Below are 24,670 nucleotides of genomic sequence, written 5' to 3'. Positions count from 1 at the left end.
TTTTATATGAGATTTAAAAATATAAGAGGATCTTCACTTTTAGCGGTAATTATATTTGCCTTTGTTGTAATGGTTGTAATATCTGCTTTGGCATATACCTTTAACATTAGCTCTCTTTCTATAAAAACTCAAATAGATGAAACAGAAAATATAAATGTTCATGAGGGGTATTTTAAGAATATTATAGGTTCAGCAGACTTATCAGCAGACTCTGAAGCAACTATTGATGAATTTAAATTTCTCACGCAAGTTAACAGCATCACTCCAGGATTTAATTTCGAGAATGCTAACATAATGCTATATAACTCGACACCATCGATAATTAGTTATAATTTAACGCATCAATTTTTTGATGAAAATATTCATAGATATTCGCGAAATTTTATTTTTAATATTTTACCAAATATAACAATGACACAATATGAAGAAACTACAATTCCACTAAATCTTCCATATATCAATACTGATGCTATGAGCAATGCTTTAAAAAATTATAAACTAGGGTTTCAAGATAATAAAATAGCTATATATGGAGGATATATAGGCTATATTGAGAAGCCTCTATTTGATAGTGAGCCAGGCTCAGATGTAGAGGTTGAATGTAATATAAATATAAATGGAAATGGAAATGGAAATGGAAATGGAAATGGAAATGGAAATGGAAATGGAAATGGAAATGGAAATGGAAATGGAAATGGAAATGGAAATGGAAATGGAAATGGAAATGGAAACTCAGATGAGAGCGGTAGCTGCGAGGCAATGCATGAACATCATATACTAATATGTCATAATCCAGGTCAGCCTAGTGAAAAAACTATGAGCCTAGCTGGAGCAAGTTGGGGTGCTCATAAAGACCATGGCGATTATAGAGGTCCATGTCATGATAATCCAAGTGAAACATTAGTCATTAATGCTTATGGTAATGATTTAGATATTGGTTTTCCATTAGTTTTATCTCTAAGTGATTATAGGCTTAGTATAGGCTGGAGCCTTGTTGGTGGCGAATGGATTTTTCACTTAGTGATATATGATTTTGATAGAGCATATACATCGTCGACAACGTTATCTAACCTTCGTACAAATCCATCACAAGCTAGAGTAGATTTATCTAACTGGGTGGAAGTTCAAGGTTTAGAATTTGCTGATGGTGATATAGAACTGGTTAAATGGTATTACGATAGTGCTCAAGAGCTACCTAAGCTTTTGATCTTAGAGAAATTTCTTAGAGATGGTAATTATGAATTAGATGCATATAACACTACATACGATAGCTCTAGTAAAGTTTATACAGCTGTTACAACAGATAAATATACAGTTGGTAGTGATGATTTTGATAGTTCTGATATTCATATATCTATCCCAGATAGTTTGTTTACATTAAACCCAGGGGCTCCTTTAATTTTTGAACAAAGAAATGTCTTGGACTTTAATTTAGGAGGTGGTCATCTTTTTGGAGATGGTACTGACTCAACTAAAGCTACTTTAGCAGCAGATGTACTTGATGATCCTATTTTAGTAAAGAAAAATACATCTCAATTTTATATAATCTATTTTAATAATGATCATCTTTATATATACCTTTATAGCCAGGGCGTATCAGCCCCAACTTTAGTTTCATCACAAGACTTTCCAGGCGAAGTTATACAGAAACTTATTGTGAAGTTTGGCGCATTATTTATTGTTACAGATAAGAAAATATATGTTGAAGATATTTCATCAAGATCTTTAATAAGTTCTGTATCCACTTCATCAGGATCAAGTTTTCAGATAAATCGTGATGGAGATGGCAAAATTTATGCGATGAAAGACGGTTTACAGTGCAGTATTGATGGCAACTGTAATAATGCTCTTAGAATATATTTAGATACAGGATGTGCAAATTATACAAATGGCTGTCAAGAGATGGCAAAGTTAGATGGAATTGGTTCACACCTTAATGTAGTATATAAAAGCTTTGAGCATTAAAAGTTCAAAAAAAATAATATTAGTTATACTGATAATCTATAATATGTAAATATATGAAAACTAGGCTATTTATTTTATGATTTTTTATAATTCCTTATCTGGAAAAAAAGAAGAATTTAAGCCAATTGAGGCTAACAAGATTAAAATGTATGCATGTGGTGTAACAGTTTACGATGATTGTCACATAGGTCATGCAAGAACTTATATAGCTTTTGATGTTATTAATAGATATTTTAAATATCGTGGCTTTGATGTTACGTTGGTAAGAAATATCACAGATATTGATGATAAAATTATCAAAAGAGCAAATGAGAATAACGAATCTACTACTGAATTAGTTGATAGAAATATTAAAGCAATGCATGATGTGTTTGCAAGGCTAAATATCCTTGAGCCAACAAAAGAACCAAGAGCTACAGAAACTATCGCTGAAATGATCGATATGATACAAACTTTAGTAGCTAAAGGCTATGCGTATCAAGGAACGAATGGTGATGTGTTTTATCGTGTAACTAAGTTTGCTGATTATGGTAAGTTAAGTAAGCAGAATCTTGAAGCATTACAACAAGGCTCAAGAGTTGATGTTGTTGATGAGAAAGAAAACCCTATGGATTTTGTACTTTGGAAAATGGCAAAACAAGGTGAGCCTGCATGGGATTCGCCATGGGGTGCTGGTCGTCCTGGTTGGCATATTGAGTGTTCTGCAATGTCAAAAAAACTTCTAGGCGAGACTTTTGATATCCATGCTGGCGGTTCTGATCTTAGATTTCCTCATCATGAAAATGAAATAGCCCAATCTGAAGCTTGTAATGGTTGTACTTTTGCTAATTACTGGTTGCACTCAGGTATGGTGAAAGTTAATGCTGAAAAAATGTCTAAATCTTTAAATAATTTCTTTACAATAGTTGATGTGTTAGATGAGTATCATCCTGAGGTTGTTAGATATTTCTTAGCTTCTACAGTTTATAGAAGTGAGATTAATTACTCGGAAGAAAATCTTGATAACGCAAGGGCATCTATCGAGAGGTTATTTAATGCTTTAAGAGATGTTGAACCTATTGAAGTAAATCTTCCCGATGATGCTAGTCAGTATGAAGAGAAGTTTATCAAAGCTATGGATAATGACTTTAATACTCCAGAAGCATTAGCTGTTTTATTTAGCCTAGCTAAAGAAATAAACACACTTAAAACTACAAATAAGTACAAAGCTAGTGGGTATGCATATCTTTTGCGTAAGCTTTGTGATGTTCTAGGTATCTTATTTACAGATATAGAAGAGTATTTCAAACAAGATGATGATGTCGATGCTGGCGAAGTTGAGAAATTAATCACAGAAAGAGCCGAGGCAAAAAAGGATAAAAATTATGCAAGGGCTGATGAAATTAGAAATCAGCTTCAAGCACAAGGAATAATATTAGAAGATAGTGCAACTGGCACTACATGGAAAAAAGGTTAGTAAATGTATAGTCAAGAAAAACAACAAGATATTATAGATAATTTACATACAATAAGAGACTATATCCGTTGGACAATCTCGGAGATGACAGTAAATAATGCTTATTTTGGTCATGGTTCAGAGTCTATATGGGATGAGTCTGTGCACCTTGTACTTAGCGCTATTAATGTATCTCATGATATAGATAGTAATATGGTTTCCTCTAGACTTTTGACTCAAGAAAAACAGCAGATAATAGAATATGTTTATCAAAGAGCATGTCAGCGTAAACCGTTACCGTATATTCTTAAGAAAGCATGGTTTGCTGGTATGGAGTTTGATATTGATGAAAGAGTAATTATACCTAGATCTCCTATTGCTGAGCTTATACGTAATGATTTTGCTCCATGGGTTAGTGATATTGATGGTGTAAAAAATGTTTTAGATTTGTGTACTGGAAGTGGTTGTATAGGTATTGCCTCAGCAACTGTTTTTGAAGAGGCAGATATTACTTTAGTTGATATCTCTGATGATGCTTTAGCTATAGCGAACCATAATATAAGAAAACATCAGCTCACAGATAGAGTTAAAGCTGTAAAGTCAGACTTATTTAGTAATTTAAAGGGGCAAAAATTTGATGTTATCGTGTCAAACCCTCCTTATGTAGATAAAGAAGACTTAGATAGTATGCCTAAAGAATATCATTATGAGCCAAAACTAGCTCTTGAGGCTGGTGACGATGGTTTAGATCTTGCCAAGAAAATAATATTAGAAGCAGATCAGTATATGACGGAAAATGGTGTATTGATTGTAGAAGTTGGTAATAGCCAATATGCTTTAATGGAAATGTGTCCTGATATTCCTTTTACATGGTTAAGTTTTAGTGATGGTGGCGATGGTGTATTTTTACTAAATTATGATGAGTTAGTTAAATATAAAAATTTATTCAAACAGTATTTTAATAATCACAATCAATTAGGTAATAAAAGTTTTGTAATTTAATATAACTTTGTAGGGGTTGTATATGACAAGTAGCCCATTCAGAAAGATATCTTCTGATAAAACTGTTATCCTTATAATTTGTTTTTTTGGGCTTATGTCTCAATTTGCTACAGATAGTTTTACTCCATCTCTACCACATATTGCAAGCTATTTTGGTGCAATAGCTAGAGATGTTAAGCTTACCGTTGGGATATATTTCTTGGGAATGACATGCTCTATGCTTGGGTTTGGCTATCTTTCTGATAAATATGGCCGTAAGCCAGCACTTTTAGTAGGCTATGTGATTTTTTGTTTAGCAAGTATCTTATGTATGTTGGCACAAAGTGAGAATCAATTACTATTTTTTCGCTTTTTACAAGGTGTAGGGATGGGAAGCTCATTTGTATCTTTTAGAGCTATTATGAAAGATGTGTTTAGTGATAGTCAGTCGTTAGCTAAAGCAAGCCTTGTGATTACGAGTATTGTATCTTTGACTCCACCGTTAGCTCCAATAACAGGGGGCTTTATTCAGGAATATATTGGGTGGCGTGGTAATTTTGCATTGCATTCATTAATGGCAATTACTATTATATTTTTGATTATAAAATATTTGCATTTGGAAGCTATTCCAAAGAGTAAATATAAGCTTTTAGAGTCGTATAAGAGAATTTTGTCAAATAAAACATTCATTTTAAATGCTATTTGTAGTGGTTTGGCGTTATCTCTAGTTTTTGTATTTGCAACACTTTCACCATTTTTCTTTCAAGTGCGTTTAAATTTTTCAGCAGTTGAATTTTCATTTCTATCAGCAGTAGTAATTATTCCTTCAGCAATATTTCTTATTATTTTTAAAAATATAATAAGTAAATTAGATATGAATAAAGTGATACTTTATTGTGGATGTTTTTCAACATTTAGTGGTTTAGTATTAGCGTTATCATATTTTGTCTTTGGAGTAGATCCTTTAGTAATAGTTGTATTATGTGCATTAGCTTTTTGTGGTAATGTTTTTCAGTATACAGCTACTTATGTATGCGCATATAAAGATGTTCATACAGAGGTTGGTGTAGCATCAGCTATATTTGGTTTTATACAGATAATTGTTACCACACTAGCATCATCTATTGTTTCCTATGTGAATTTAAATAATCAGGTTATTTTCGGAGTATTGATGGCTATTCCACCATTTTTAATAGTTCTACTAAAAATAATTGATATTAAAACGTTATTAAAATAATAAGTCATAATAGAATAGGTTAAGATTTATATATTTCTCGAGTAAATCTTTTTTGCAAAGTATATTTATAACCAATACAATGGTTAATATTGTACTTTTGTAGGAATGAAATATGAAAAAATCAAAACTTATACTAACAGTGCTAGTTTTTGGACTACCTACAATGTCTTTAGCAACTGACTATGCAGCATTAGAAAAAGAGCTGAAAACAGCGGGATCTACTAGTTCGCAATCAAATTTTAGTGGTGGGGATTCTATGCAACAAGGCTTTGGACAACACAAGCAGCAAAATATAGGTAGGTCAATATATGATCAAAATAGAGGTGTTTCTCAAAGCCAACAAGGTTATGGTAGAGGTCAAGGAAATAATATAAGTACTACTGAATTTGGAGGTCAACACAAGCAGCAAAATATAGGTAGGTCAATATACGATCAAAATAGAGAGAGTATTTCACAAAATCAGCAAGGAAATAATATAAAAACGACATATTTTGGAGATCAACAAAAGCAACAAAACTCGAATAGATCAGTATATGATGAAAATAGAGGTATTTCTCAAAGACAGCAATATGGTAGAGGTCAGGGAAATAATATAAGTACGTCTGAATTTGGAGGCCAACGGAAACAACAAAATATAGGTAGATCAATATATGATCAAAACAGAGGAGTTTCTCAAAGCCAGCAAGGTTATGGTAGAGATCAGGGGATTAGGGGACAACAGAAGAAGCAAGATATGGCTAGATCAATATACAATCAAAATAGAAATATTTCTTAAAAGCAAATAATAAGTCTAGCTCAGCTTAGAAGTTAGCAGAGAAGTTTACCTAATCATTAAATAATCCTAGAGAAAGCTTATTTGAGCCGAATCAATAAAAGATTTAAGCCTGTTCAGATATAAAAACCATTACATTATCTATCTAATCGACAAATATGCATTATTTTGCAATGCTAAATCAAATTATTCAGTATTTATTTTGATTGGGGAATCTATTTTAAAGATGAAAGCTTAGTTACTTTATAACTATTACTTTTAAGCCATACGATAGTAAAAAATGCTTGAATAATACATAAAAAAATAGATAGGGCATACTTGTAATTAAGAGTATGGATTTTTATAGAATTTAAAGTGAATAAAAATTCTAAAGAAATGAGGACTTAAGATTGGTTATTTTTTAATAACTATATCAGGGAAGTGAGCCTTTACACACTTAGTATAGTCACCTGGAGTAAATGCTGAATACGGAGTTTGGTATCCTACAAGTTTACAAGCATATGACTTACCGTCAGGGTTGTTAGCATTGTAACTGAAGTCTTGTTCCCAATAGATCTTAGTAGCACCAGCACCTTCAGCATCAAACTGTTTCATACCTTTACATCCTAGAACCTCATCATTTGGTATATTTACGCCAAGTTGTTTAGCGAAATTGTCATAATAGTCAATGCGGTTTTTAGATTGAGCTACTTCAACACTTCCACCACACTCAACACCACCATTAATGATTTGGGTAGTTACACCGAATCCTGGAGTTAGGCCATTACTAATATCACGCTCGTTTGGCTGCCATGTACCATCTATTACATGAAGCATAGATGGTTTTGGTGGTTGAGGGTAAACAAAGAAGAATACAGCCGAAGCTAAATTCAACCATGTGTCAGCTACTAGTTCAGGTTTATCTAGTAATGTTCTCACATCTCCATATATCGCTTGAGAGAATGGACCATAATTATAGTTGTAGCTTAGCTGTTTAGCACCACGACCAAAGTAAGATTTATAATCACCATTTTCAAAAGTGCCGCAAGGCCATGTCTGTCCTTGCCATACATCAGGATTACACTCACCATTATAGCCGCCACGCATAGTCTCATCCCAGCCCATTTCACGAACATGAACTAGTCCTTGGCGCCACTCAGGTACATCCCAGTGAGCAGTATGTCCACCTGTCTCTTGTGTGAAATGAGCAAACATAGTAGCTAGTGACTTACGACAAATTGCATCAGAATCTCTACCATCAGTATATGTACCACAGAATGCTGGGAATTTTGCAACAGCTTTTAAGAAGTTCTCATAAGTATACTCAGGAGATCTTTTCGGGAACATATAATCCCAGTCAGCTTCAGAGATTATACTTTCAACACGTTTTACGTTCTCAGGGTTATTAGGGTTATTAGCTGAAACAGCTTCTACAACTTTATTATCTCTTGTTACGATAGATTTTTTAACTTCGCTCATAACAGGTCCACTAGTTAACTCTTCTTCTTTAGCATCTAAATCTGCTTGAGTAGTTGTATATGTATCTCCAGGAGTTGGAGTTGGATCAACAGGATCCGTAGGGTCAGTAGGATCAACTGGGTCGACTGGATCAACAGGATCAACAGGATCTGTAGGGTTGTATATTTCCCAAGCAGTTTCCCAAGCTGTTCCAGAGCCTGGTGCATAAGCCCATGCTGCTGAACTAGAGCACCAAGCACCTACTCCAGATTTACATTGGTATAGTTTGCCATTTGAAGATACTACATCTCCACTTTTATACTGTGTGCCAGCACTATATGCTTGATAATCACCACTTGGGTCAGTAGGCTCAACTGGGTCTGTAGGTTCGACTGGATCAGTAGGTTCAACAGGGTCAGTAGGTTCAACAGGGTCAGTAGGCTCAACAGGATCAACAGGTCCTCCATTACCAACATGGAAATTTATAACATCAAATACAGGTTTACTAGGGGAGAAACTGAAGCTAATAGGTTGGCCAGCTTTTGCTATAGTAGGTTGACCACTCCATTGTTTTGATGTGATTGAGACTGTACCACTACCTGCTTCTGTTAGAGTATGGTTTCCTATACCCCAAACACTACCTACTTTACCATCACTTAATTTAAAGCTAATAGGGTTAGTTTCTAAATTGGTATCTTTATCACATTTGAAAGTGATTTTTCCTGTCCAACCTGAGGTAACATCTTCTAATTTACAATCAGCAAAAGCTACTGTACTTATTAAAGACAGAGTTAAAGCTGTAATTGTTTTCATACGCTTATGTATCATTTTAATACTCCTTATTAATATACATTTATACTAATCGCCACTATGGGCATATTTTGAGTTTATATGCTTTTTTTACTAAAACAACAACTTTTGATATATAAAATAATAGCTTAATTTAGAGCAAATTTAATATTGTTAAAATTAACAGGCATAGTTAAAAAATAACAAGTTTGTATTAATATTTAGTTAGGCTTTTCTTTATTTGTGGTATGGATGACCTTCTAAAATTGTATAAGCTCTATATAACTGTTCTGCGATAATAATACGCACAATAGGATGTGGAAAAGTCATTTTAGATATAGATATTTTTTCCTTAGCTAGATCTTTAATACTTTGATGAATTCCATCTGGACCCCCGATTAATATTACAACATTTGGATTATTAAATTTCCAGTTTTGCATTTTATCAGCTAGTTCTTCTGTAGATATGATTTTAGATTTTACATCAAGAATCACTAAGTGATCAGAATTGTTGATCTTGCTTAAAATTATCTTAGCTTCTTGCTCCATCCAGATACTTGGATTACCTGTTTTAGTTCTTTTTGCTATTGGCAGCTCTATTAGTTCAAGTGGGATAGTTTTACTAAGTCTTTTTTTATACTCATTAAATCCATCTATAACCCATTTAGGAGGCTTTTCTCCGAGAGATATTATTTTTATTTTCATAGTTATCTTGTAAAGCAAATAAGATCTTTTTTAGATAGATCTTGGTTAAATTCATATCCTGCAATATTAAACTTTTTAATGCCACTAATATCTTCTATTTGATTCTCAAGGATAAATCTTGTCATTAATCCACGAGCTTTCTTAGCATGAATGCCAATAGTTTTAAATGTGCCATTTTTGTTCTCTTTAAAATCTATATCTAACCATTTAGCATTAAGAGTTTTCTTATCTATTGCTTGTGAATATTCATTCGAAGCAAGATTAATTAGAGTTTTATTTTTCTGTGTAGTAAAAAACTTATTCAATTGAGATGTAATTTTATCTTGCCAGTATTTGTGTAGAATTTTTTCATCAATCTTTATTTTTGTCCCCATTTCTAGTCTATAAGCTTGCATTAAATCAAGAGGGCGGATAAGGCCATATAGCCCAGAGAGCATTAGTAAATGATCTTGAGCATATTTGATTGTTTTAGTATCAAGAGTCTCAGCATCTAAACCCTTATAAACATCACCACTAAATGTGAAAATAGCAGCTTTTGAGTTTGAAGTATTATAGTTATCTGGATCAAAAATATTGTGTTTATCAAATACTTCTTGAGCTAATTTAGGACTAATTTTCATAAGCTTTTCAATTTCATCTACTTCGTAATGCTTAAGCTTATTAATCAAAAGATTTATCTGATCTTTAAATATTGGTTGTGTAAATTTGTATTTTTCTTTTAAAGAGTCAAAGTTTTGACTTTTTGCTGGAGATATTACTATAATCATCTTTCATTGGTTTTGTGAATGCTTTTGGCTTAATAATACCAATTTATATTAGATAATGGAATTTGCTTTGATGGCTTGTAATTTATAGATATATCTAGTAACATATGCATTGCTAACTTGGTTTCCACGCAATGGTAGGTTGTGAACCCCGCCAGATCCGGAAGGAAGCAACGGTAACAGTTGATCCATGTGCCGTGGCAAGGCTAAGTTAGCACTTCAATTATATAAAATCTCTTTTGGTATGTTTTTTTATAATAAAATTGTTTCAGTGTGTGATTTAATATAAATCATAAGAAATTATTTTTTATCATGAAATGAGTTTTCCTAAATTAGAAAGTATTATTAATTATGATATCGAACATGGTTTTCCTGGAGCTACTATAGGTGTTTTACACCAGGATAAAGAAGTTTATAGAAATACTTTCGGTTATGCTTGTCGGTATGACAAAGAGGGTAAAAAGCTTAGAAACCCTCAAGTTTTAGAACCGGATATGTTATTTGATATTGCGTCTCTAACAAAAATTTTTGCTACAACTTATGCGATTATGTATTTTTATCAACGCAACCTTATAAATTTAGATGCTTTAATCACTGAATATATCCCTGAATTTAAATTTACTAATACAAGCTATATTCCAAGTGTTCGTGATTTACTTAGCCATACCAGTGGAGTCGCGCCATTTTTTGATTTTTATAATAATCATACTGCTGGTTCATTATATAGCCAAGATCGTAATACAACTGTAGAGTTTCTAAAAACAAAAATGGCAATATTAGAGTCGCCACATAAATATTGCATATATAGCGATATTGGCATGCAGATATTAGGATGTGTAATTGAAGCTATTATAAAGCAGCGACTAGATATTTTTCTTGAAGAGAATATTTATTCCAAATTAGGATTAAAATCAACATGCTTTAACCCTTTAGAAAAAGGCTTTTCACCAGAAGAAATTGTCGCAACGCAAGTAGATGGACATTGTAATTTTGGTACAACAAACTTTAATAATATAAAAACAGATACTCTAAGAGGCTATGTGCATGATGAGAAGGCTCTATATTCTATGGCAGGAGTGGCTGGACATGCAGGATTATTTTCAACAGTTGATGATATAACTAAGCTAGCGCAACTAATATATAAAGATAATACTTTCTTCTCACAAGATATAGTTAAACTTTTTAGTCAGCCATGCGATACAAACGAGGCTTTTGCTTTAGGATTTTGGACTGCAAAAGGTCGAAAAAATAGATATTTGTTTGGGGAAAGATGTAGTAATCAAACAATAGGACATACAGGTTTTACTGGACAATGTTTTATTTCAGATCCTATGAATAAAATTACTATAATGATTATGAGCAATAGCGTACATAGTCCTATTATTTACCCTAGAATATTTGAGGGCAAAACATTTAGAACAGGTTTATATGGGCAATTAATAGATTCAATTTATGATGAGTTAGGAATATAGGAGATATTTGTGAATTTAAGTTTTAGATATAGTTTTAAATATATATTGACTGTGTATATTATAGCTGCAATATTAGGTGGTTATGCTTTGGCTATCGTCGGCGGAGTTGGTGAGGAGATTAGCCATAGCTTTCATTTGAATACTCATCAGTTATCAATACTACTTGGTTTAGTATTTCTAGGTGGCGTTTTTGCAAAAATTATTTGGCTAGCTACTGATTATATTGGGCGAAAATTTATGATTTTAATTTTTGTTATATTTTATATTATCGGAACTTATATCTTTGTAATAGCCCAAGGGTATGAGACTTTGATCATTGCAAGGTTAATTCAGGGAGGATCTATTTTATTAGGATCTTATGCCTTTCCTATATACATAACAGAAATCTCTCCAGCAGATAGGCGTGGTAGGTATGTGGCATTGTTTCAGTTGTTATGGACTGCAGGTATGTGTCTTTCTGGGGTTTTAATATTCTTATTCTACAAATCATTTGACTGGAGTGAGTATTTTTACATAACTTTGAGCATTGGTATTGTTTTATTAATTACTTCTAGCTTTCTGCCATCTAGTCCAACTTGGTTAGTACTTAAAAATAGAATTGATACAGCGTATGATGTTATTAAAAAGACACAACCTAATCTAACAGATAAAGAGATTAACAAGCATATAGAAGATATTAAGGTTAGTTTAAGAACGCATGCTCCTAAAACACTTATGAGCAAGATTTTTATAGGCAAAGATATCTGGCCTGTAGCGATAGTTACTATAGTTTTAATTTTAAACCAGCTTACAGGGATTAACTTTATAGTTTTTTCATCTGAATTGATAATCGCACCATTAACAGCAAGTAGTTATGTTGCTCATGCTGCTAACTTTCTTATCTTAACTGTTAACTTCATTATTACAATTTTGACGATATTTTTTATTGATAAGTGGGGTAGAAAAAAGGTTATCTATACAGGCTTAACAGTTGGTTTAATTAGCATGTTAGGACTAGTTATTTTATATAGTCTTCCTAATTTTACATACAACTATATATTTGTGATTCTTTTATTAACAACATGTATAGCAGGATTGGCATTTGGACCTTCTGGAGTGATTGTAACTCTTATAAATGAATTATTACCAAATAGAGTAAGAATAATGGGAATATTTATGGCAGGAGTTATATCAATGTTGTTTTCATTTTACTTTATAGGTTACTTTTTAAAAGTAGGGCAAAACTGGGGCTTTAATGTAATGTTTAGCTTGCTATTTATAAGTTCATGCATTTATTTTTGGATTGTTAAAAGATTCGTTCCAGAAACAGCTGGTAAAACTCTTGAAGAAATTGAGAATGAATTCGAATGATTTTTTATTTAAATTTAATTTAAATTTGTAATATTAATCGTATAGTTATAATGATAATTATGAATAGAAATCTTCTTGCTATTATTGCTATATTTTATTACTAATATTTTCTTGCCATTAGTTGTCATTATAGCTCTTTGGTTTGCTTGTTCTGAAACTGTAATATCTGTATTAGCAAACATTTTTTGTACAACATTAATTGGAGCTTGGCTTATAATAAATTCAATAAGACTTTGCTTAACACCAATATTCTTATTTGGCATTGGTAGGCTACTACTTTGTATACTTGAACCATCATAATCAAGCTTAAATAAAGAGCTTCCCCAACCTGATAAAGCTATCATTACAATATGCTTAGAATTAACTTCAATAACCATATTAGAGGTTAGATTCTTTTGTTTACCATTTTTATCATAATATGTAGCAGAGACTATTTGAGAAATTGTTTTATTAAGCCCTAATTGATCTGGTTGTGGTAGTGTTACTGTGTTATTTGGCGTGATAGCTACTTTTACATCTATTTTCTGTTTTGTCTGAAATAAAGAACAACTACTTAGAAAAAAAAATATAAAAAAAATCACTAAAATTCTATTTTTCATAATACTGTACCTTAATTGCTATAGGAGCTAATAAGAATGCCACTGTAATTCCAACTAATACAGTTAAACCAAAATATTCAATAGCTGGGGTATTACTTAGTGCTAAAAGTCCAAATGACAGAATGGTTGTGATAGCGGATAATGATAGGGCTAGCATAGTACTACTGAACCTATTATCACTTTCAGCTATAAATAAAACATAATCCATACTGATTCCCAAAACAAGAATTGTTGCAAGTATGCTAAATAATGTAAGAGGAATATTAAATAACCCTAAGAATGCCACAGACAGTAGACATGATAATAATGGTACTAATATATATACTAGAGATTTTTTAATAGAATATCTAATTGCTAGGCCTAGCCATAAAAGCATAAATACAACTACCATAATATAAGAGATAACATTGCGATAATGACCAAAAATATTACTTATTTGAGTTACCTTATCAATAACATAAACATCATCTATGGAGCTAAGTAAATTCTGTAGCTTAGAAATATCTATATCTTTTGAAAGTGTTATAGCTAAGGCTTTATAGCCATTAGGCTGATTTGCCAACCATAGGAATCTAATTTGTTTTGAGACAGGTTGATTTAACCAGCTAGATAGTTCTAAAGGTTTAAATTTTGTGGTTTTAATTTTATCTAATATCTCTGTTTGTTGAGCTTTTGAAAAACCTATTTGGCTAAGATATTCTGAAGGATACTTAGTTTTAATAAACCTCTGTATAGCGTTATAGTTTTGTTGTTGTTGCTCTATACTTGGAATATAATCGCTTATGCTAATTAGGGGATTTTTAATATTGATGAAATTCTTGCGAATAATATTTGTTACATTATCTGTTTTAGTTAGTAAAGTATTATCATTTTTAGCCAAAACGATAATATAGCTAAGACCCATATCACTACCAATTATGCTTTTAAGTTGGTTTTCTTCATTTTTAAGTTTTTTAGGAGTTGATTGCAGTATGTGAATATCATCATTAGGTTTTATTTTATAGAGTCCAATAATGGTTATTATGCATAGAACTACTAATATAATGATGATCTTTTTTGTACTAATGTTTTTACATATATTTAGATATTTATCTGTAAGCTTTAATAACGGAATACTCTTATGAGCTTTTGATCTGGTATTAATGATATAAGGGAAAAAGCATATTACAGTTAAGTATGATACACTCAAACCAACAATGCCAAAAATTGCTAGTTGATGTAGTCCTGGGAAGGGAGCTACAGATATAATTAAAAATGCAATAATAACGTTTAAAAGGCCTAAGGTTATACCTTTGAAAATTCGGTTTAGACCTATTTTAGGTGTCCAGTTAGCATCAGCTAATAATTTCTCGGAGTAGTAGAAAAAAGCATAATCTACAGATATCCCAATTAAGCTTGCGCCGAAAACTAGTGTAAATAAAAAAACACTACCAAATATATAGTGTGTAACAACAAATGCAGCGATAAATCCACAAGAGATTGAAAGGAGTGTGAAAAATAAAGGAGTAATTGATCTAAATGTTAGAATTATTAAAAGCAAAACACCGATTATTGAGCCTATGCCGATAGTGTTTATTTCATGATGAGCATCTTCGGCTCCAGCATTTGCATAAAATAGCATACCAGTTTTTAGCACACTAACTTTATTTGAAGATACTTGCTTGATGGCATTATTAATACTTTTAATGATTTCTGTTTGAGTTGTTAAAGAAAAACTTTGTCCTTTAATTTCAGCTTTAATAAGCACATAGTAATGATTATCTTTCTTGGCTACCAAGAAGCCTTCTTTAAGCTTCAGGTTAGAGCTTGGCTTAGGTAAATCAAAAAGATAGTTTTGATATGTAAAGAAAGGGTCGTTATTAAGTAAGCTATGATTAACAATGCCTGTTGGATTATATATATTAGCAAGAGCATTTTGGTACAATCTTTTATAGTCTTTATTAGCTAATAATTCTTTGTCTTTATTGCTGAGTAATTGTAGTCTATATGGGAAGTAAAATTTTGCCCAAGATAGCTGTTGGCTTTGGCTTACACCTGCATTAATGCTTGTGAAATTATTACTTTGTTGTAGTAGTTTACTAAATTTTGCTGCGGAGTTTATCGCTTCGGGTTGATCTTTTGAGCTTATTAAAAAGACAACATCATTACTTATTCTATTAGAGAATTTATCTGAGGCAGCTGTTAGTTGAGGCGATGTTTGTTGATTGGGTAATAGTGCTAGTATATTTGTGTTTAGATTTAAGCCTTTAGTTATTATAACAATAAAGAGAAACAAGCTACTTAGAACTATCAATCCCCAGATAATCAGACGAATTAAATATTTATTAACCATAACTATTACTGTGTTGTAATGTCAAAAAGTTTTATCTTTATTATATTATCTTGGGTGTCAGCAACTTCAATATTTGTAATATATTTACCACCTTTAAGAGTTATTTCTTTTATAGCTTTATTTAATGGGCTAGCTTTCGGTTTAAGAGAAATGCTCCACTTTTGTGTATTACCTTTGAAATTCGCATCAAAATATTCAGATATAGTTTTTGTATCACCTTTAAATACTGACATGAAAACACTTGTAAAGGTAAAAACTACAGGTTGATCTTCACGAGTAAGAATTGTTGGAGGATTATCCATAATAGTTTGTGTAAGCTTATCTTTGGACATTTGCATCGTAGTTTTTATTGGTTTTTGCTGTTGCCATAATAAAGAGCCGTCATTACTTAGCTTGAAAGTACCTGATGATTTAAGATTAGAGCTTAAACCTGATATCTGTCTAACTTGTATAAATTTACCTGAGATGTTTGTATCTTTAGTTAGCTGTTTTTCAACGGCTTGGAAGTTTGAACTATTATCTATATTTGAAGCAAATAATGGTATTACAATAACAAACAAAGCACTAATTACGGAAAATATTTTTTTCATTTTTTTATAATCTCTTTTATTTTTTGTTGCCATTGATGGGGCGTCACAAAGCAAGTTTCTCTTTTATCAATATCTACAGCTAGCTGAATTGTATAACCTTGACATAATTTTATTTTAGTTAAGCTATCTGTAATTGTATAGTTTATTTTTAGCCTATTCTCAAACTCAACTAAGTCACAATAAATATTAATTTCCTGTCCAAATTTTGCAGGTCTTATAAACTTGGCTTTCAGATCAACTATAGGCCAAGCAAAACCATCATTTTTCATGTCCATATAGTCATATCCGATTTCTTTGAGCATACTACATCTAGCCATTTCAAAATATTTGACATAATTACCGTGCCAAACAATCTCAAGCATATCGACATCAAAAAATGGAATAGTCATTTTGTAAGTATGTGTAAATAGGCTATCTTTAATCATTTATCTTTCTCCTTGATGCCAGAAATCAAAAAAATTAAACCATTGTTTGGGATATTTTTTACAATACAATTCGAGCATATTTGCGTATTTCTGTGCATACTTTTCTAGATCTTTTTGCTTTGTTTTTCTATTTAATACAATCCCATCTTGCTCGAATTCTTTGAAAATAAAGTCGAAGTTATTACGATCTATTTTTGGGCATAGCATAAAATATGTAGGACATTTTAGAATACTAGCTAATATAAAAGCACCTTGAGGAAAAAATGCGGTGTCATCTAAAAAAGATAAGCTAAGGTTTCTCTCAGGTTTAGTTACAGAAGTCCTATCAGCTGCAATAACAACAAACTCACCATCTGCTATACGTTGATATAACTCGATTGCTAAATTAGGAGTGACTTCTTGGATACATATCATATTTATCGAGTATTTAGGATTTATCTTTGTAAGAAGTTTATTAAAAGTAGGAGCTTGTTTACTAAAAACTAAAGCATTTATTTTCATATCACTATCAAAGTCAGCTAACGATCTTGCAACATCTAAATTACCTAAGTGGGCAGTAAAAATAACACCACCTTTTTTAGATTTGATTGCCTGGCTCATAACTTCTCGAGTTTCTTCAGTGAAGTTTACGTTGTTTATAGTGATTTTATTACTCCAAACGGCAATTTTATCTATTATCATCTCACCAAAAGCTAAGAAGTGCTTAAAGCTATAAAGCCATAATTTTGATGATTTTATGTTTTTATTAAGATGTTGAATATATTTGAAAGAGTAGCTACGAGCACTTTTATAGAATAAGAAATAGTAAATCATAACTACAGACATGATTAAGTAAGTAAGTCTACGACCAAAGATATGGAATAAAATAAGTGTGGTTCTAAGTCCAAATAAGCCACCAGCTTCTTTTATCTTAGTCCAATGTTTCACCTAATCTTTCTCCATAGTAGTATCGGTAGTCTAAGGATCATGCCAGTAACTAATTTTGTATGAGTCCATGATATTCTGACATTATCTTTAAACATTCTAAAATTAGAGTAGCCATCTTGTGGATAAATTACTTTAGTATTTATATAGATGATAGGTAATCCTAACCAATACATTCTTACAATAACATCTATATCAAAATCCATTTTTATAGAGAAAGATCTTTTTTTCATTAACTTTATATAAGCTTGTAATGGATAGATACGAAAACCACACATTGACTCTTTTAAGTTAAATGATAAAGTTTCTATAGCTACCCAGAAATTAGTGATTTTTCGACCATGAAGCCTACTTTTAGGGATGCTATCATCGTATATCGGCATACCTGATATTAAGGATTGGGGATTATTTTGCATTGCCTGAATAAATTTAGGAATATCATTAGAGTCATGTTGACCATCGGCATCTATTTGTAACATATGGGTATAGCCCATTTCAAAAGCTAAGTTAGCTCCATAGCTTACAGCTACTCCTTTGCCTTGGTTTTTGTCAAATGACTCTGTCAGAATGATGTTTTTAAATTCGTTAGCAATCTTTTTAATAACTTCTTTAGTGTTATCTTGGCTTCCATCATCTATAAGTATAATTGGTAAATTATACTTACTAATATTTTCTATAGTATTTGGTAGCTGCTTACCATGATTATAAACTGGTATAACAATACACAAATTACATGAACTGCTAGCTTTCATATTTTATTTTACCTAGTGATGCAGTTTGGCCTTTTAATAGAAATTCAAATGAAACTATATTGTTTTTATTTGAGAGTTTTATGTCTAAGTTATCATCTGGTAGGATAGCTTTTTTGAATTTTATTTGTGGAATGTTACCAAAAGATGATTTATCGATATTAAATATTTCACTTGCTAAGTTTATAACAAAATCTACTTGAGCTATGCCTGGTAAAATAGGTTGTTCTTGAAAATGACCTTTAAAGAAATCACATTCTTTAAGTATTTGTGCAGATACCAAAGTAGTGTGATCATCAAGAGTCGTTATATTATTTATTTTAAGATGTTTGTTCATAGTTAGTTAATTCCACCATAATCTTTAATAAAGTTTCTCATAGAAGTTTAAATATTGTCAAACTTATCATTACTTGGGGCCATCCTCTAAAACCTCGATTAAAAGTTCCTGTGTTCTTTTACCTTGTGAGTTAGTAGGTATAGCAGCTACAAAACGCCATTGTTTTGGTATAGTGGTATTTGGATAGTAGTTTAGTAGATAGGTCTTTATTTTATTAATTAATTTTTGTTTATTAAATTCTTTTAGAAAATCATTTCCTTTTTGGTTTAGGCATATTAAAACAGCTATATATTCGCGATAGCTTTGACGTTTAATACATGCACAGTCTTGTATTAACTCATGTTTTAGAAGTATATTTTGCATTTGTGAGAGTGATAAACGATTTCCTGCTATTTTAACAATCTTATCGGCTCTGCCTTTTAACTTGAATTTATCATTGTGCATCTCAACGATATCTGGCATCAATAGTTTTTCTTGATTAAAAAAAGGAGATTTAACAATTAGTTGATTAGAATCAGTACTAATATCAACATTATTAAAAGCTTGCCATAAGCTATTACTAGGTGGTTGCCGATAAGCAATCACACCAGTTTCACTGCTACCATAAGTCTCAAGAATAGGTATGTTGTAGTCGTTTTGAAATTGTATTGCGACATTAGTGGGTAGTTCACTAGCAGCCGAAATAATAAGTGAATTTGTAATAGGTTTATTAATATTACCTTCAAGGTGAGAAATAATCACAGGAGTAGTTACCAATATACTATTATCTTGACATAGTTTTTTGTGTATAACTTCGGGTATAAATAGTCGTTCTGTGTGGATTATTTTTTTATAGAGTAATGGCCATATCAAAGCCCAACTAAAACCATATAAATGTTGATGTGAAACAGTTGTATATACATTTGCTTCTTTGAGCTTAAAATTCTCTATAGCTTTATTTATAGAATATGATTCTTCCTCGATATTATTGATAGTTTTTGTGCAACTTTTATAGTTGCCAGTTGATCCAGATGTGAAAAATATAGTTTCACAGCCTTTTATGGTATAGTTTTTAGTAGTTTCTGTGGAGAGTTTTAGATCATCTTCAGTTACAAGAATATCGTATTGCTCAGCAAGATTTGCGATTGTTCCAGACTTATTGTTCGGTAGCATAAGGGTTGTTTTACCTAAATACTGACAAGCTATCCAAGAGCAGCAAAATAGGTAGATATCATCTATACATAAGGCAATTATATTTTTGCTTTTTAGTTTAGTATCAAAATGATTAGCTAATGAGTTAATATTTTTAAGAAACTCTTTTGCAGAGATACTCTTAGAGTTTTTAATAAATACAGTTTTAGAAAGATTTTGTGCATAAAAGTCTAATGCGGATTTAAGCGATTCTTTCAAAGTGTCTCCTAACAATAGTTCTAATGATAATTTCAATAAGCATCATTGATCCTATTAAGATATAGCTAATAAAACCATTGTATAGTGTCCATATCTTTATTGATCCTATTATAACGCTAAGAATTGAGATACTTGCATTTATAGCAAAAAATATACACCATGCAAAAGTTACATACCATGTATATTTTATAGCATACATTGGTAGAGGTTCTTTACTCATACGAATTGCAAGTTTTGTAATTAAACTTTTTTCTTGAAATAGTGAGTAACAAAAAATGCACAATAAACTGACATTTACAAAAACAGGGTATAAAAGCATAGCAGTAATATTATTTATCAAGATAGTTACTACTGCTAATATTATTCCTACAATGGTAATAAGTTTCCAAGTAATATTAGAATCTTTTCTTAATATCAATAGCCTTAATATGAAAATTAGAATAACAATTAAGCTAACATACTTAATTGATAATGAACTTAAGCCTGCAAAAATAATAAATGGGTAAAGTATAATTACTAATATGATAAAGAATTTAGCTAGGGATTTCATTGAAAAAAATCTAGTCCTGTCCTAAAGCGGCAACTATAGTATCTACAACATCTCCTACAGTGCGAACAGATTTGAATTCTTCTGGTTTGAACTTACGCCCAGTAAGATCTTGAAGTTGTACTATTAAGTCAACAGCATCGATGCTATCCAAATCAAGTTCTTCATATAACTTTGAATCCAGAGTGATTTCATCTTTATCTATTTCAAAAAGATTATGAAGAATATCTTGTAATTGTGTGAAAATTTTTTCTTTAGAAAAGCTCATTGATATATCCTTAAGATTGATTTTCTTCTACAAACTTTGCTAGAGAAGATACAGATTCAAAATGCTTCTTGATATCTTCATTAGCAACTTCAAGATTTATATTGTAACGCTTTTTCAAGGCTACACCTATTTCTAAAGCATCTATCGAATCTAGGCCTAAACCATCACCAAAAAGTGGCGCATCAGCATCTATTTCATCAGCTGTTACATCTTCAAGATTAAGGATTTCAATAATCATTTCTTTTATTTCTTGTTGCATATTTTTTTTAATACCTTTTTATAAAAAGTTCAGTTTAGTAGAGAGACTATGTTGTAAAAATTTAGTTAGTCTTCGAGCAGCTAGAGATGGTACACCTTCTGCCTCATCTAGGAATTCTTGAGGATTTACCTTATCTCCAACAATTACCTTAAACAAAGGTGTTGTCTCAGCAATATTATACCATTTGGTATTTTTTGTTAAAGTGACTGGATTACATGAAATATGTATCATTCTAATAGCAGTATTAGTTCTGATTGCTAACTGTGCAGCGCCCCGCTTTAGTTTTGGGGGAGTGTTCGGGCTAGTTCTAGTTCCTTCGGGAAACATTAGTAAGTTTCTACCTTCTGCAAATATTTCATTAAGACGACTAAAAGTTTGATCTGGATCTATATTAGGAATATATCCTGCTGTTTCTATTACATGTTTATAGTATGGATTTTGCCATAAGCTTAATTTGACAATATTATCACAAAGTTTTAGCTTGGATACTATAGCGACATAGTCAATCAAAGTAGGGTGGTTAGCTATAAAAATACAGCCTTTGTCTTGATGAAGTTTTTCAATACCTTCAAACTTAAATCTAATAATTCTAAAATGGTGAAGAATTCCAATAAAAATCTTAAAAGCAATATTTATAGTGTGTTGTGCATGTATGGTACGAGTATTTTTATTTTTTATAAAAATTCTTACTAAGGGAAAGTATATATAACCTAATATGGCACCAAAGAAACTAAAGATAAAAAAGCAAAATCCCGTAAGGATGGTACGATAAAGTTTATTTAAATATTTATACATAACTTAATTAAATAGTTTTTCTATAGATATGCTTGGTAATAGTAGAGGCTTACGCTTTTCATTAGTATACCAGTTTGCAAAGCTAATTGCAGATGGTAATTTGCTGTACTCTTGTAATAGTGATTTTTTATGGTTAGTTTCTATATTTAAGGCTGAACTTAGATTTGAAATAGGTTTTTTTGATATAATAAAACTAATGCCGTAAGCAAGATTATTAGTGATATCAAGTTCTTCAAAAATTTCTGGAACATTATCATCATAGCAGGTAAATAAGATATTGTCATAATCTTGCAGCTGGGTAACAGCATCAATTAAAGCCATTTCAAATGTTTCTGTTCCAGCGGCTATTGAATTAAAAGGAATTTTTAATTTCTGCTGAATTGACATAAGTCCAGTAGGAGTGTTGTGTACAGATTGTGAGAATGCATTTGGTGATAGAATCTCGCGATTAGATATATCTTTAAATATAGTAATCGTATTTGCAAGCTCGCCATGTTGTGATGCAAATACAACAGCATCTACTTTATGTTTATGAATTTGCGGTATAGATATTGATAAAGCTATTTTACTAGATTTGCTACATCTTCTTCTCATTGCAGGGGCAATGGTACTAGTATCTATATTGATATCTTGATTTATCATTTCACTGTATGATATCTCTTTAAAATCTAAGATATTACTTTTCCCTTGGGCTATAGCTGCTACAGAATCTATATAAAACTTCATTTAATATCTTTTTAATTATTTTTTACTAAAATCTATCACATTGTAATAAAAAAATGTATTATCCTTGCGATATTTTAAATACTAAATGCTGTTAATATATATTTAATATGTTTAAACTAGTTACTATTGTATTTGTACTTATAGCTTTAGGTATTTAAAAGCCAAAATTAGACATGAATAGTAATGGAATTTATCTTAACTCATTAGGTATTATTAACTGCTTAGGTACTTCTAAAGAAGAGATGATAAAATCATTACTTAGTAATAAAACTGGCTTAATAACAACAAAAGAACTCTTGTCTAAGCGTAAGACAAAAATTGGCTATGTAGATGATAAAGTTCTTCCAGAGATTCCTAAACGATTTAAAAAATATGAGTGTCGTAATAATCAGTTGGCTTTACATGCTTGTATGCAAATAGATGAAAATATAAATAAGGTTATAAATAAATACGGTGTAGATAGAGTAGCTATTGTTTGTGGTACTAGTACCTCGGGTATAGATAATGGCGAAAAAGCTTTAGCTGATAAGTTTTTGTTAGATAAGTTTCCTGAAAAATTTGATTATAAGCAGCAAGAAACTGCGGGTCTTAGTGATTTTTTAAGAGAGTATTATCAACTTCAAAGTGTTGCTTATACAATATCAACAGCTTGCTCATCAAGTGGCAAAGCATTTGCATCAGCAGCTAGACTGATAAAACAAGATTTATGTGATGCTGTTATTGTTGTTGGGTGTGATACTATTTGTGAAATGACATTAAATGGTTTTGACTGTTTGGATGCTATCTCACAAGAGTTATGTTTACCTTTTCATAACAAAAGAGCAGGTATAAACATTGGTGAGGGAGCTGCAGCTTTTATTTTATCTAAAGAAGGCTCAGAAATTTCACTATTAGGTGTCGGAGAGTCTTCAGATGGGTATCATATAACTGCCCCAGATCCTAGTGGAGAAGGTGCTAAGTTAGCTATGATTAGAGCGTTGGAGTCAGCTCATTTAACTAATGATGATATTGGTTATTTAAATTTGCATGGAACAGCAACTATATTAAATGATAGTATGGAAAGTAATGCTGTAAGAGATGTGTTTAATACGAAAATAGTTTGTAGTTCAACTAAATCTCTTACTGGTCACACATTAGGTGCAGCAGCTGCTACAGAGGTTGGAATGTGTTGGTTACTTTTATCAGATATTTATAATCCGCAAAAAAAATTGCCGAAGCAATATAGTTCAGATGAAGATATTATTCAGGATATTGGTATAATAACTAGTGATATTGGGTACCAAAAACCAAACTTTATGAGTAATTCATTTGCTTTTGGTGGTAATAATGTGAGTGTAATTATAGGAAAAAAATAAATGTATAATATTGCTGAATTAATTCCTCAGAAACCACCAATGAGGCTTGTTGATGAATTTGTTAGTTTTGAGAATGATACCGTTCACTGTCGGACAACGATAAATGAGAATAATATCTTTTTTGATAAAGATCTAAGAGGTATACCACATTGGGTTGCGATTGAGATAATGGCTCAAACAGCAGCTTCTTATGGTAAAGCTAGTAAATTTAGTTCAAATGATTGTGAAAACAATGAACCTTCGATAGCTTTTTTGCTTAGTGTGAGAGGTTATAAGACAGATGTTAAGAGTTATAAGCTAGGCAGTGTTCTAGAGATATTTGCTGAATGTATTATACTTGATAAAGGAACTGGAGTATTTAGTTGTAAAGTAGTGCAAGATGGCCAACAGGTTGCATCACTTACAATTAATGCCTATCAGCCTCAGAATTATAAAGATGTAGAAAAGGTTATTAGTAGAGAAATATAA

26 protein-coding genes and 1 other RNA gene are annotated in these 24,670 nt (G+C 31.4%); 11 read left to right on the top strand and 16 right to left on the bottom strand.

Annotation, left to right across the window (positions count from 1 at the left end; translation table 11 throughout):
• The first annotated feature begins 6 nt into the window (after positions 1–6).
• From F7310_RS10725 to F7310_RS08865, 5 genes are all read left to right on the top strand, one after another.
• Complete coding sequence (locus F7310_RS10725) at positions 7–1,965, top strand: hypothetical protein (protein WP_236939866.1); 1,959 nt, start codon at positions 7–9, stop codon at positions 1,963–1,965.
• Positions 1,966–2,041: 76 nt separating this feature from the next.
• Positions 2,042–3,421: a cysteine--tRNA ligase gene (gene cysS / locus F7310_RS08880; protein ID WP_072713236.1), complete on the top strand. Its 1,380-nt coding sequence runs from the start codon at positions 2,042–2,044 to the stop codon at positions 3,419–3,421.
• 3 nt (positions 3,422–3,424) lie between these two features.
• Positions 3,425–4,402, top strand: a complete 978-nt coding sequence (prmB, locus tag F7310_RS08875; RefSeq protein WP_072713235.1) for a 50S ribosomal protein L3 N(5)-glutamine methyltransferase — start codon at positions 3,425–3,427, stop codon at positions 4,400–4,402.
• 22 nt (positions 4,403–4,424) lie between these two features.
• The gene (locus F7310_RS08870; protein ID WP_072713234.1) at positions 4,425–5,618 is read left to right on the top strand and encodes an MFS transporter; all 1,194 of its coding nucleotides are present in this window, start codon (positions 4,425–4,427) and stop codon (positions 5,616–5,618) included.
• Positions 5,619–5,730: 112 nt separating this feature from the next.
• Entirely contained in the window at positions 5,731–6,393 is a 663-nt protein-coding gene (locus F7310_RS08865) for a hypothetical protein (protein WP_072713233.1), read from the top strand.
• Between the two features lie 390 nt (positions 6,394–6,783).
• Here F7310_RS08865 and F7310_RS08860 read toward each other — a convergent pair whose 3' ends face one another.
• From F7310_RS08860 to yaaA, 3 genes are all read right to left on the bottom strand, one after another.
• On the bottom strand, positions 6,784–8,655 hold the full coding sequence (locus tag F7310_RS08860) for a chitinase (RefSeq protein WP_236939865.1): 1,872 nt from the start codon (positions 8,653–8,655) through the stop codon (positions 6,784–6,786).
• A gap of 198 nt (positions 8,656–8,853) precedes the next feature.
• Positions 8,854–9,321, bottom strand: coding sequence for a 23S rRNA (pseudouridine(1915)-N(3))-methyltransferase RlmH (rlmH, locus tag F7310_RS08855; RefSeq protein ID WP_072713232.1), 468 nt, complete (start codon positions 9,319–9,321; stop codon positions 8,854–8,856).
• 2 nt (positions 9,322–9,323) lie between these two features.
• A complete protein-coding gene (gene yaaA, locus F7310_RS08850) occupies positions 9,324–10,088 on the bottom strand; it encodes a peroxide stress protein YaaA (protein ID WP_072713231.1) in 765 nt (254 codons plus the stop codon).
• Between the two features lie 115 nt (positions 10,089–10,203).
• Between yaaA and ffs the strand changes: the two genes are divergently transcribed.
• From ffs to F7310_RS08835, 3 genes are all read left to right on the top strand, one after another.
• Positions 10,204–10,300, top strand: an RNA gene (gene ffs, locus F7310_RS08845) — signal recognition particle sRNA small type.
• A gap of 102 nt (positions 10,301–10,402) precedes the next feature.
• Positions 10,403–11,557: a serine hydrolase gene (locus F7310_RS08840; protein ID WP_072713230.1), complete on the top strand. Its 1,155-nt coding sequence runs from the start codon at positions 10,403–10,405 to the stop codon at positions 11,555–11,557.
• A 9-nt stretch (positions 11,558–11,566) separates the two neighbouring features.
• A complete protein-coding gene (locus F7310_RS08835; RefSeq protein ID WP_072713229.1) occupies positions 11,567–12,907 on the top strand; it encodes an MFS transporter in 1,341 nt (446 codons plus the stop codon).
• Between the two features lie 14 nt (positions 12,908–12,921).
• On the opposite strand, the gene F7310_RS08830 is transcribed toward F7310_RS08835, so the two are convergent.
• The 9 genes from F7310_RS08830 to F7310_RS10720 form a co-directional block, all read right to left on the bottom strand.
• Positions 12,922–13,506 (bottom strand): DUF3261 domain-containing protein, encoded by a 585-nt coding sequence (locus tag F7310_RS08830; RefSeq protein ID WP_072713228.1) that lies wholly within the window; start codon positions 13,504–13,506, stop codon positions 12,922–12,924.
• Positions 13,496–15,838, bottom strand: a complete 2,343-nt coding sequence (locus tag F7310_RS08825; RefSeq protein WP_072713227.1) for an MMPL family transporter — start codon at positions 15,836–15,838, stop codon at positions 13,496–13,498. Before F7310_RS08825 ends, F7310_RS08830 begins: the two co-directional genes overlap by 11 nt.
• A gap of 5 nt (positions 15,839–15,843) precedes the next feature.
• Entirely contained in the window at positions 15,844–16,428 is a 585-nt protein-coding gene (locus F7310_RS08820) for an outer membrane lipoprotein carrier protein LolA (RefSeq protein WP_072713569.1), read from the bottom strand.
• Entirely contained in the window at positions 16,425–16,853 is a 429-nt protein-coding gene (locus F7310_RS08815; protein ID WP_072713226.1) for an acyl-CoA thioesterase, read from the bottom strand. The genes F7310_RS08820 and F7310_RS08815 overlap by 4 nt, the downstream gene beginning before the upstream one ends.
• The gene (locus F7310_RS08810; RefSeq protein WP_236939864.1) at positions 16,854–17,780 is read right to left on the bottom strand and encodes an LpxL/LpxP family acyltransferase; all 927 of its coding nucleotides are present in this window, start codon (positions 17,778–17,780) and stop codon (positions 16,854–16,856) included. It lies immediately after the preceding gene.
• Positions 17,777–18,529, bottom strand: a complete 753-nt coding sequence (locus F7310_RS08805) for a glycosyltransferase family 2 protein (RefSeq protein ID WP_072713225.1) — start codon at positions 18,527–18,529, stop codon at positions 17,777–17,779. Before F7310_RS08805 ends, F7310_RS08810 begins: the two co-directional genes overlap by 4 nt.
• Positions 18,519–18,863: an ApeI family dehydratase gene (locus F7310_RS08800; RefSeq protein WP_072713224.1), complete on the bottom strand. Its 345-nt coding sequence runs from the start codon at positions 18,861–18,863 to the stop codon at positions 18,519–18,521. Before F7310_RS08800 ends, F7310_RS08805 begins: the two co-directional genes overlap by 11 nt.
• Before the next feature lie 69 nt (positions 18,864–18,932).
• Positions 18,933–20,252: an AMP-binding protein gene (locus F7310_RS08795; RefSeq protein ID WP_072713223.1), complete on the bottom strand. Its 1,320-nt coding sequence runs from the start codon at positions 20,250–20,252 to the stop codon at positions 18,933–18,935.
• Positions 20,236–20,472: a COG4648 family protein gene (locus F7310_RS10720; RefSeq protein WP_236939863.1), complete on the bottom strand. Its 237-nt coding sequence runs from the start codon at positions 20,470–20,472 to the stop codon at positions 20,236–20,238. The genes F7310_RS08795 and F7310_RS10720 overlap by 17 nt, the downstream gene beginning before the upstream one ends.
• A 55-nt stretch (positions 20,473–20,527) precedes the next feature.
• Between F7310_RS10720 and F7310_RS10715 the strand changes: the two genes are divergently transcribed.
• Positions 20,528–20,758, top strand: a complete 231-nt coding sequence (locus F7310_RS10715; RefSeq protein ID WP_236939862.1) for a hypothetical protein — start codon at positions 20,528–20,530, stop codon at positions 20,756–20,758.
• Positions 20,759–20,812: 54 nt separating this feature from the next.
• On the opposite strand, the gene F7310_RS08785 is transcribed toward F7310_RS10715, so the two are convergent.
• From F7310_RS08785 to F7310_RS08770, 4 genes are read right to left on the bottom strand one after another with little or no spacing between them, the layout of a single operon-like run.
• The gene (locus F7310_RS08785; RefSeq protein ID WP_072713221.1) at positions 20,813–21,067 is read right to left on the bottom strand and encodes an acyl carrier protein; all 255 of its coding nucleotides are present in this window, start codon (positions 21,065–21,067) and stop codon (positions 20,813–20,815) included.
• A 10-nt stretch (positions 21,068–21,077) separates the two neighbouring features.
• Entirely contained in the window at positions 21,078–21,326 is a 249-nt protein-coding gene (locus F7310_RS08780) for a phosphopantetheine-binding protein (RefSeq protein WP_072713220.1), read from the bottom strand.
• Positions 21,327–21,344: 18 nt separating this feature from the next.
• Positions 21,345–22,121, bottom strand: a complete 777-nt coding sequence (locus F7310_RS08775; RefSeq protein WP_072713219.1) for a lysophospholipid acyltransferase family protein — start codon at positions 22,119–22,121, stop codon at positions 21,345–21,347.
• 3 nt (positions 22,122–22,124) lie between these two features.
• The gene (locus tag F7310_RS08770; protein WP_072713218.1) at positions 22,125–22,847 is read right to left on the bottom strand and encodes a beta-ketoacyl synthase chain length factor; all 723 of its coding nucleotides are present in this window, start codon (positions 22,845–22,847) and stop codon (positions 22,125–22,127) included.
• A gap of 173 nt (positions 22,848–23,020) precedes the next feature.
• Here F7310_RS08770 and F7310_RS08765 point away from each other — a divergent pair, with 173 nt between their 5' ends.
• Positions 23,021–24,202 (top strand): beta-ketoacyl-ACP synthase, encoded by a 1,182-nt coding sequence (locus F7310_RS08765; RefSeq protein WP_072713217.1) that lies wholly within the window; start codon positions 23,021–23,023, stop codon positions 24,200–24,202.
• Positions 24,203–24,670: a hotdog family protein gene (locus F7310_RS08760; protein ID WP_072713216.1), complete on the top strand. Its 468-nt coding sequence runs from the start codon at positions 24,203–24,205 to the stop codon at positions 24,668–24,670.

This window comes from Francisella uliginis, from assembly GCF_001895265.1.
Classification (GTDB): domain Bacteria; phylum Pseudomonadota; class Gammaproteobacteria; order Francisellales; family Francisellaceae; genus Francisella; species Francisella uliginis.
The sequence above is the reverse complement of the archived record's forward strand: the minus strand, read 5'-3'. Positions and strand labels throughout refer to the sequence as shown.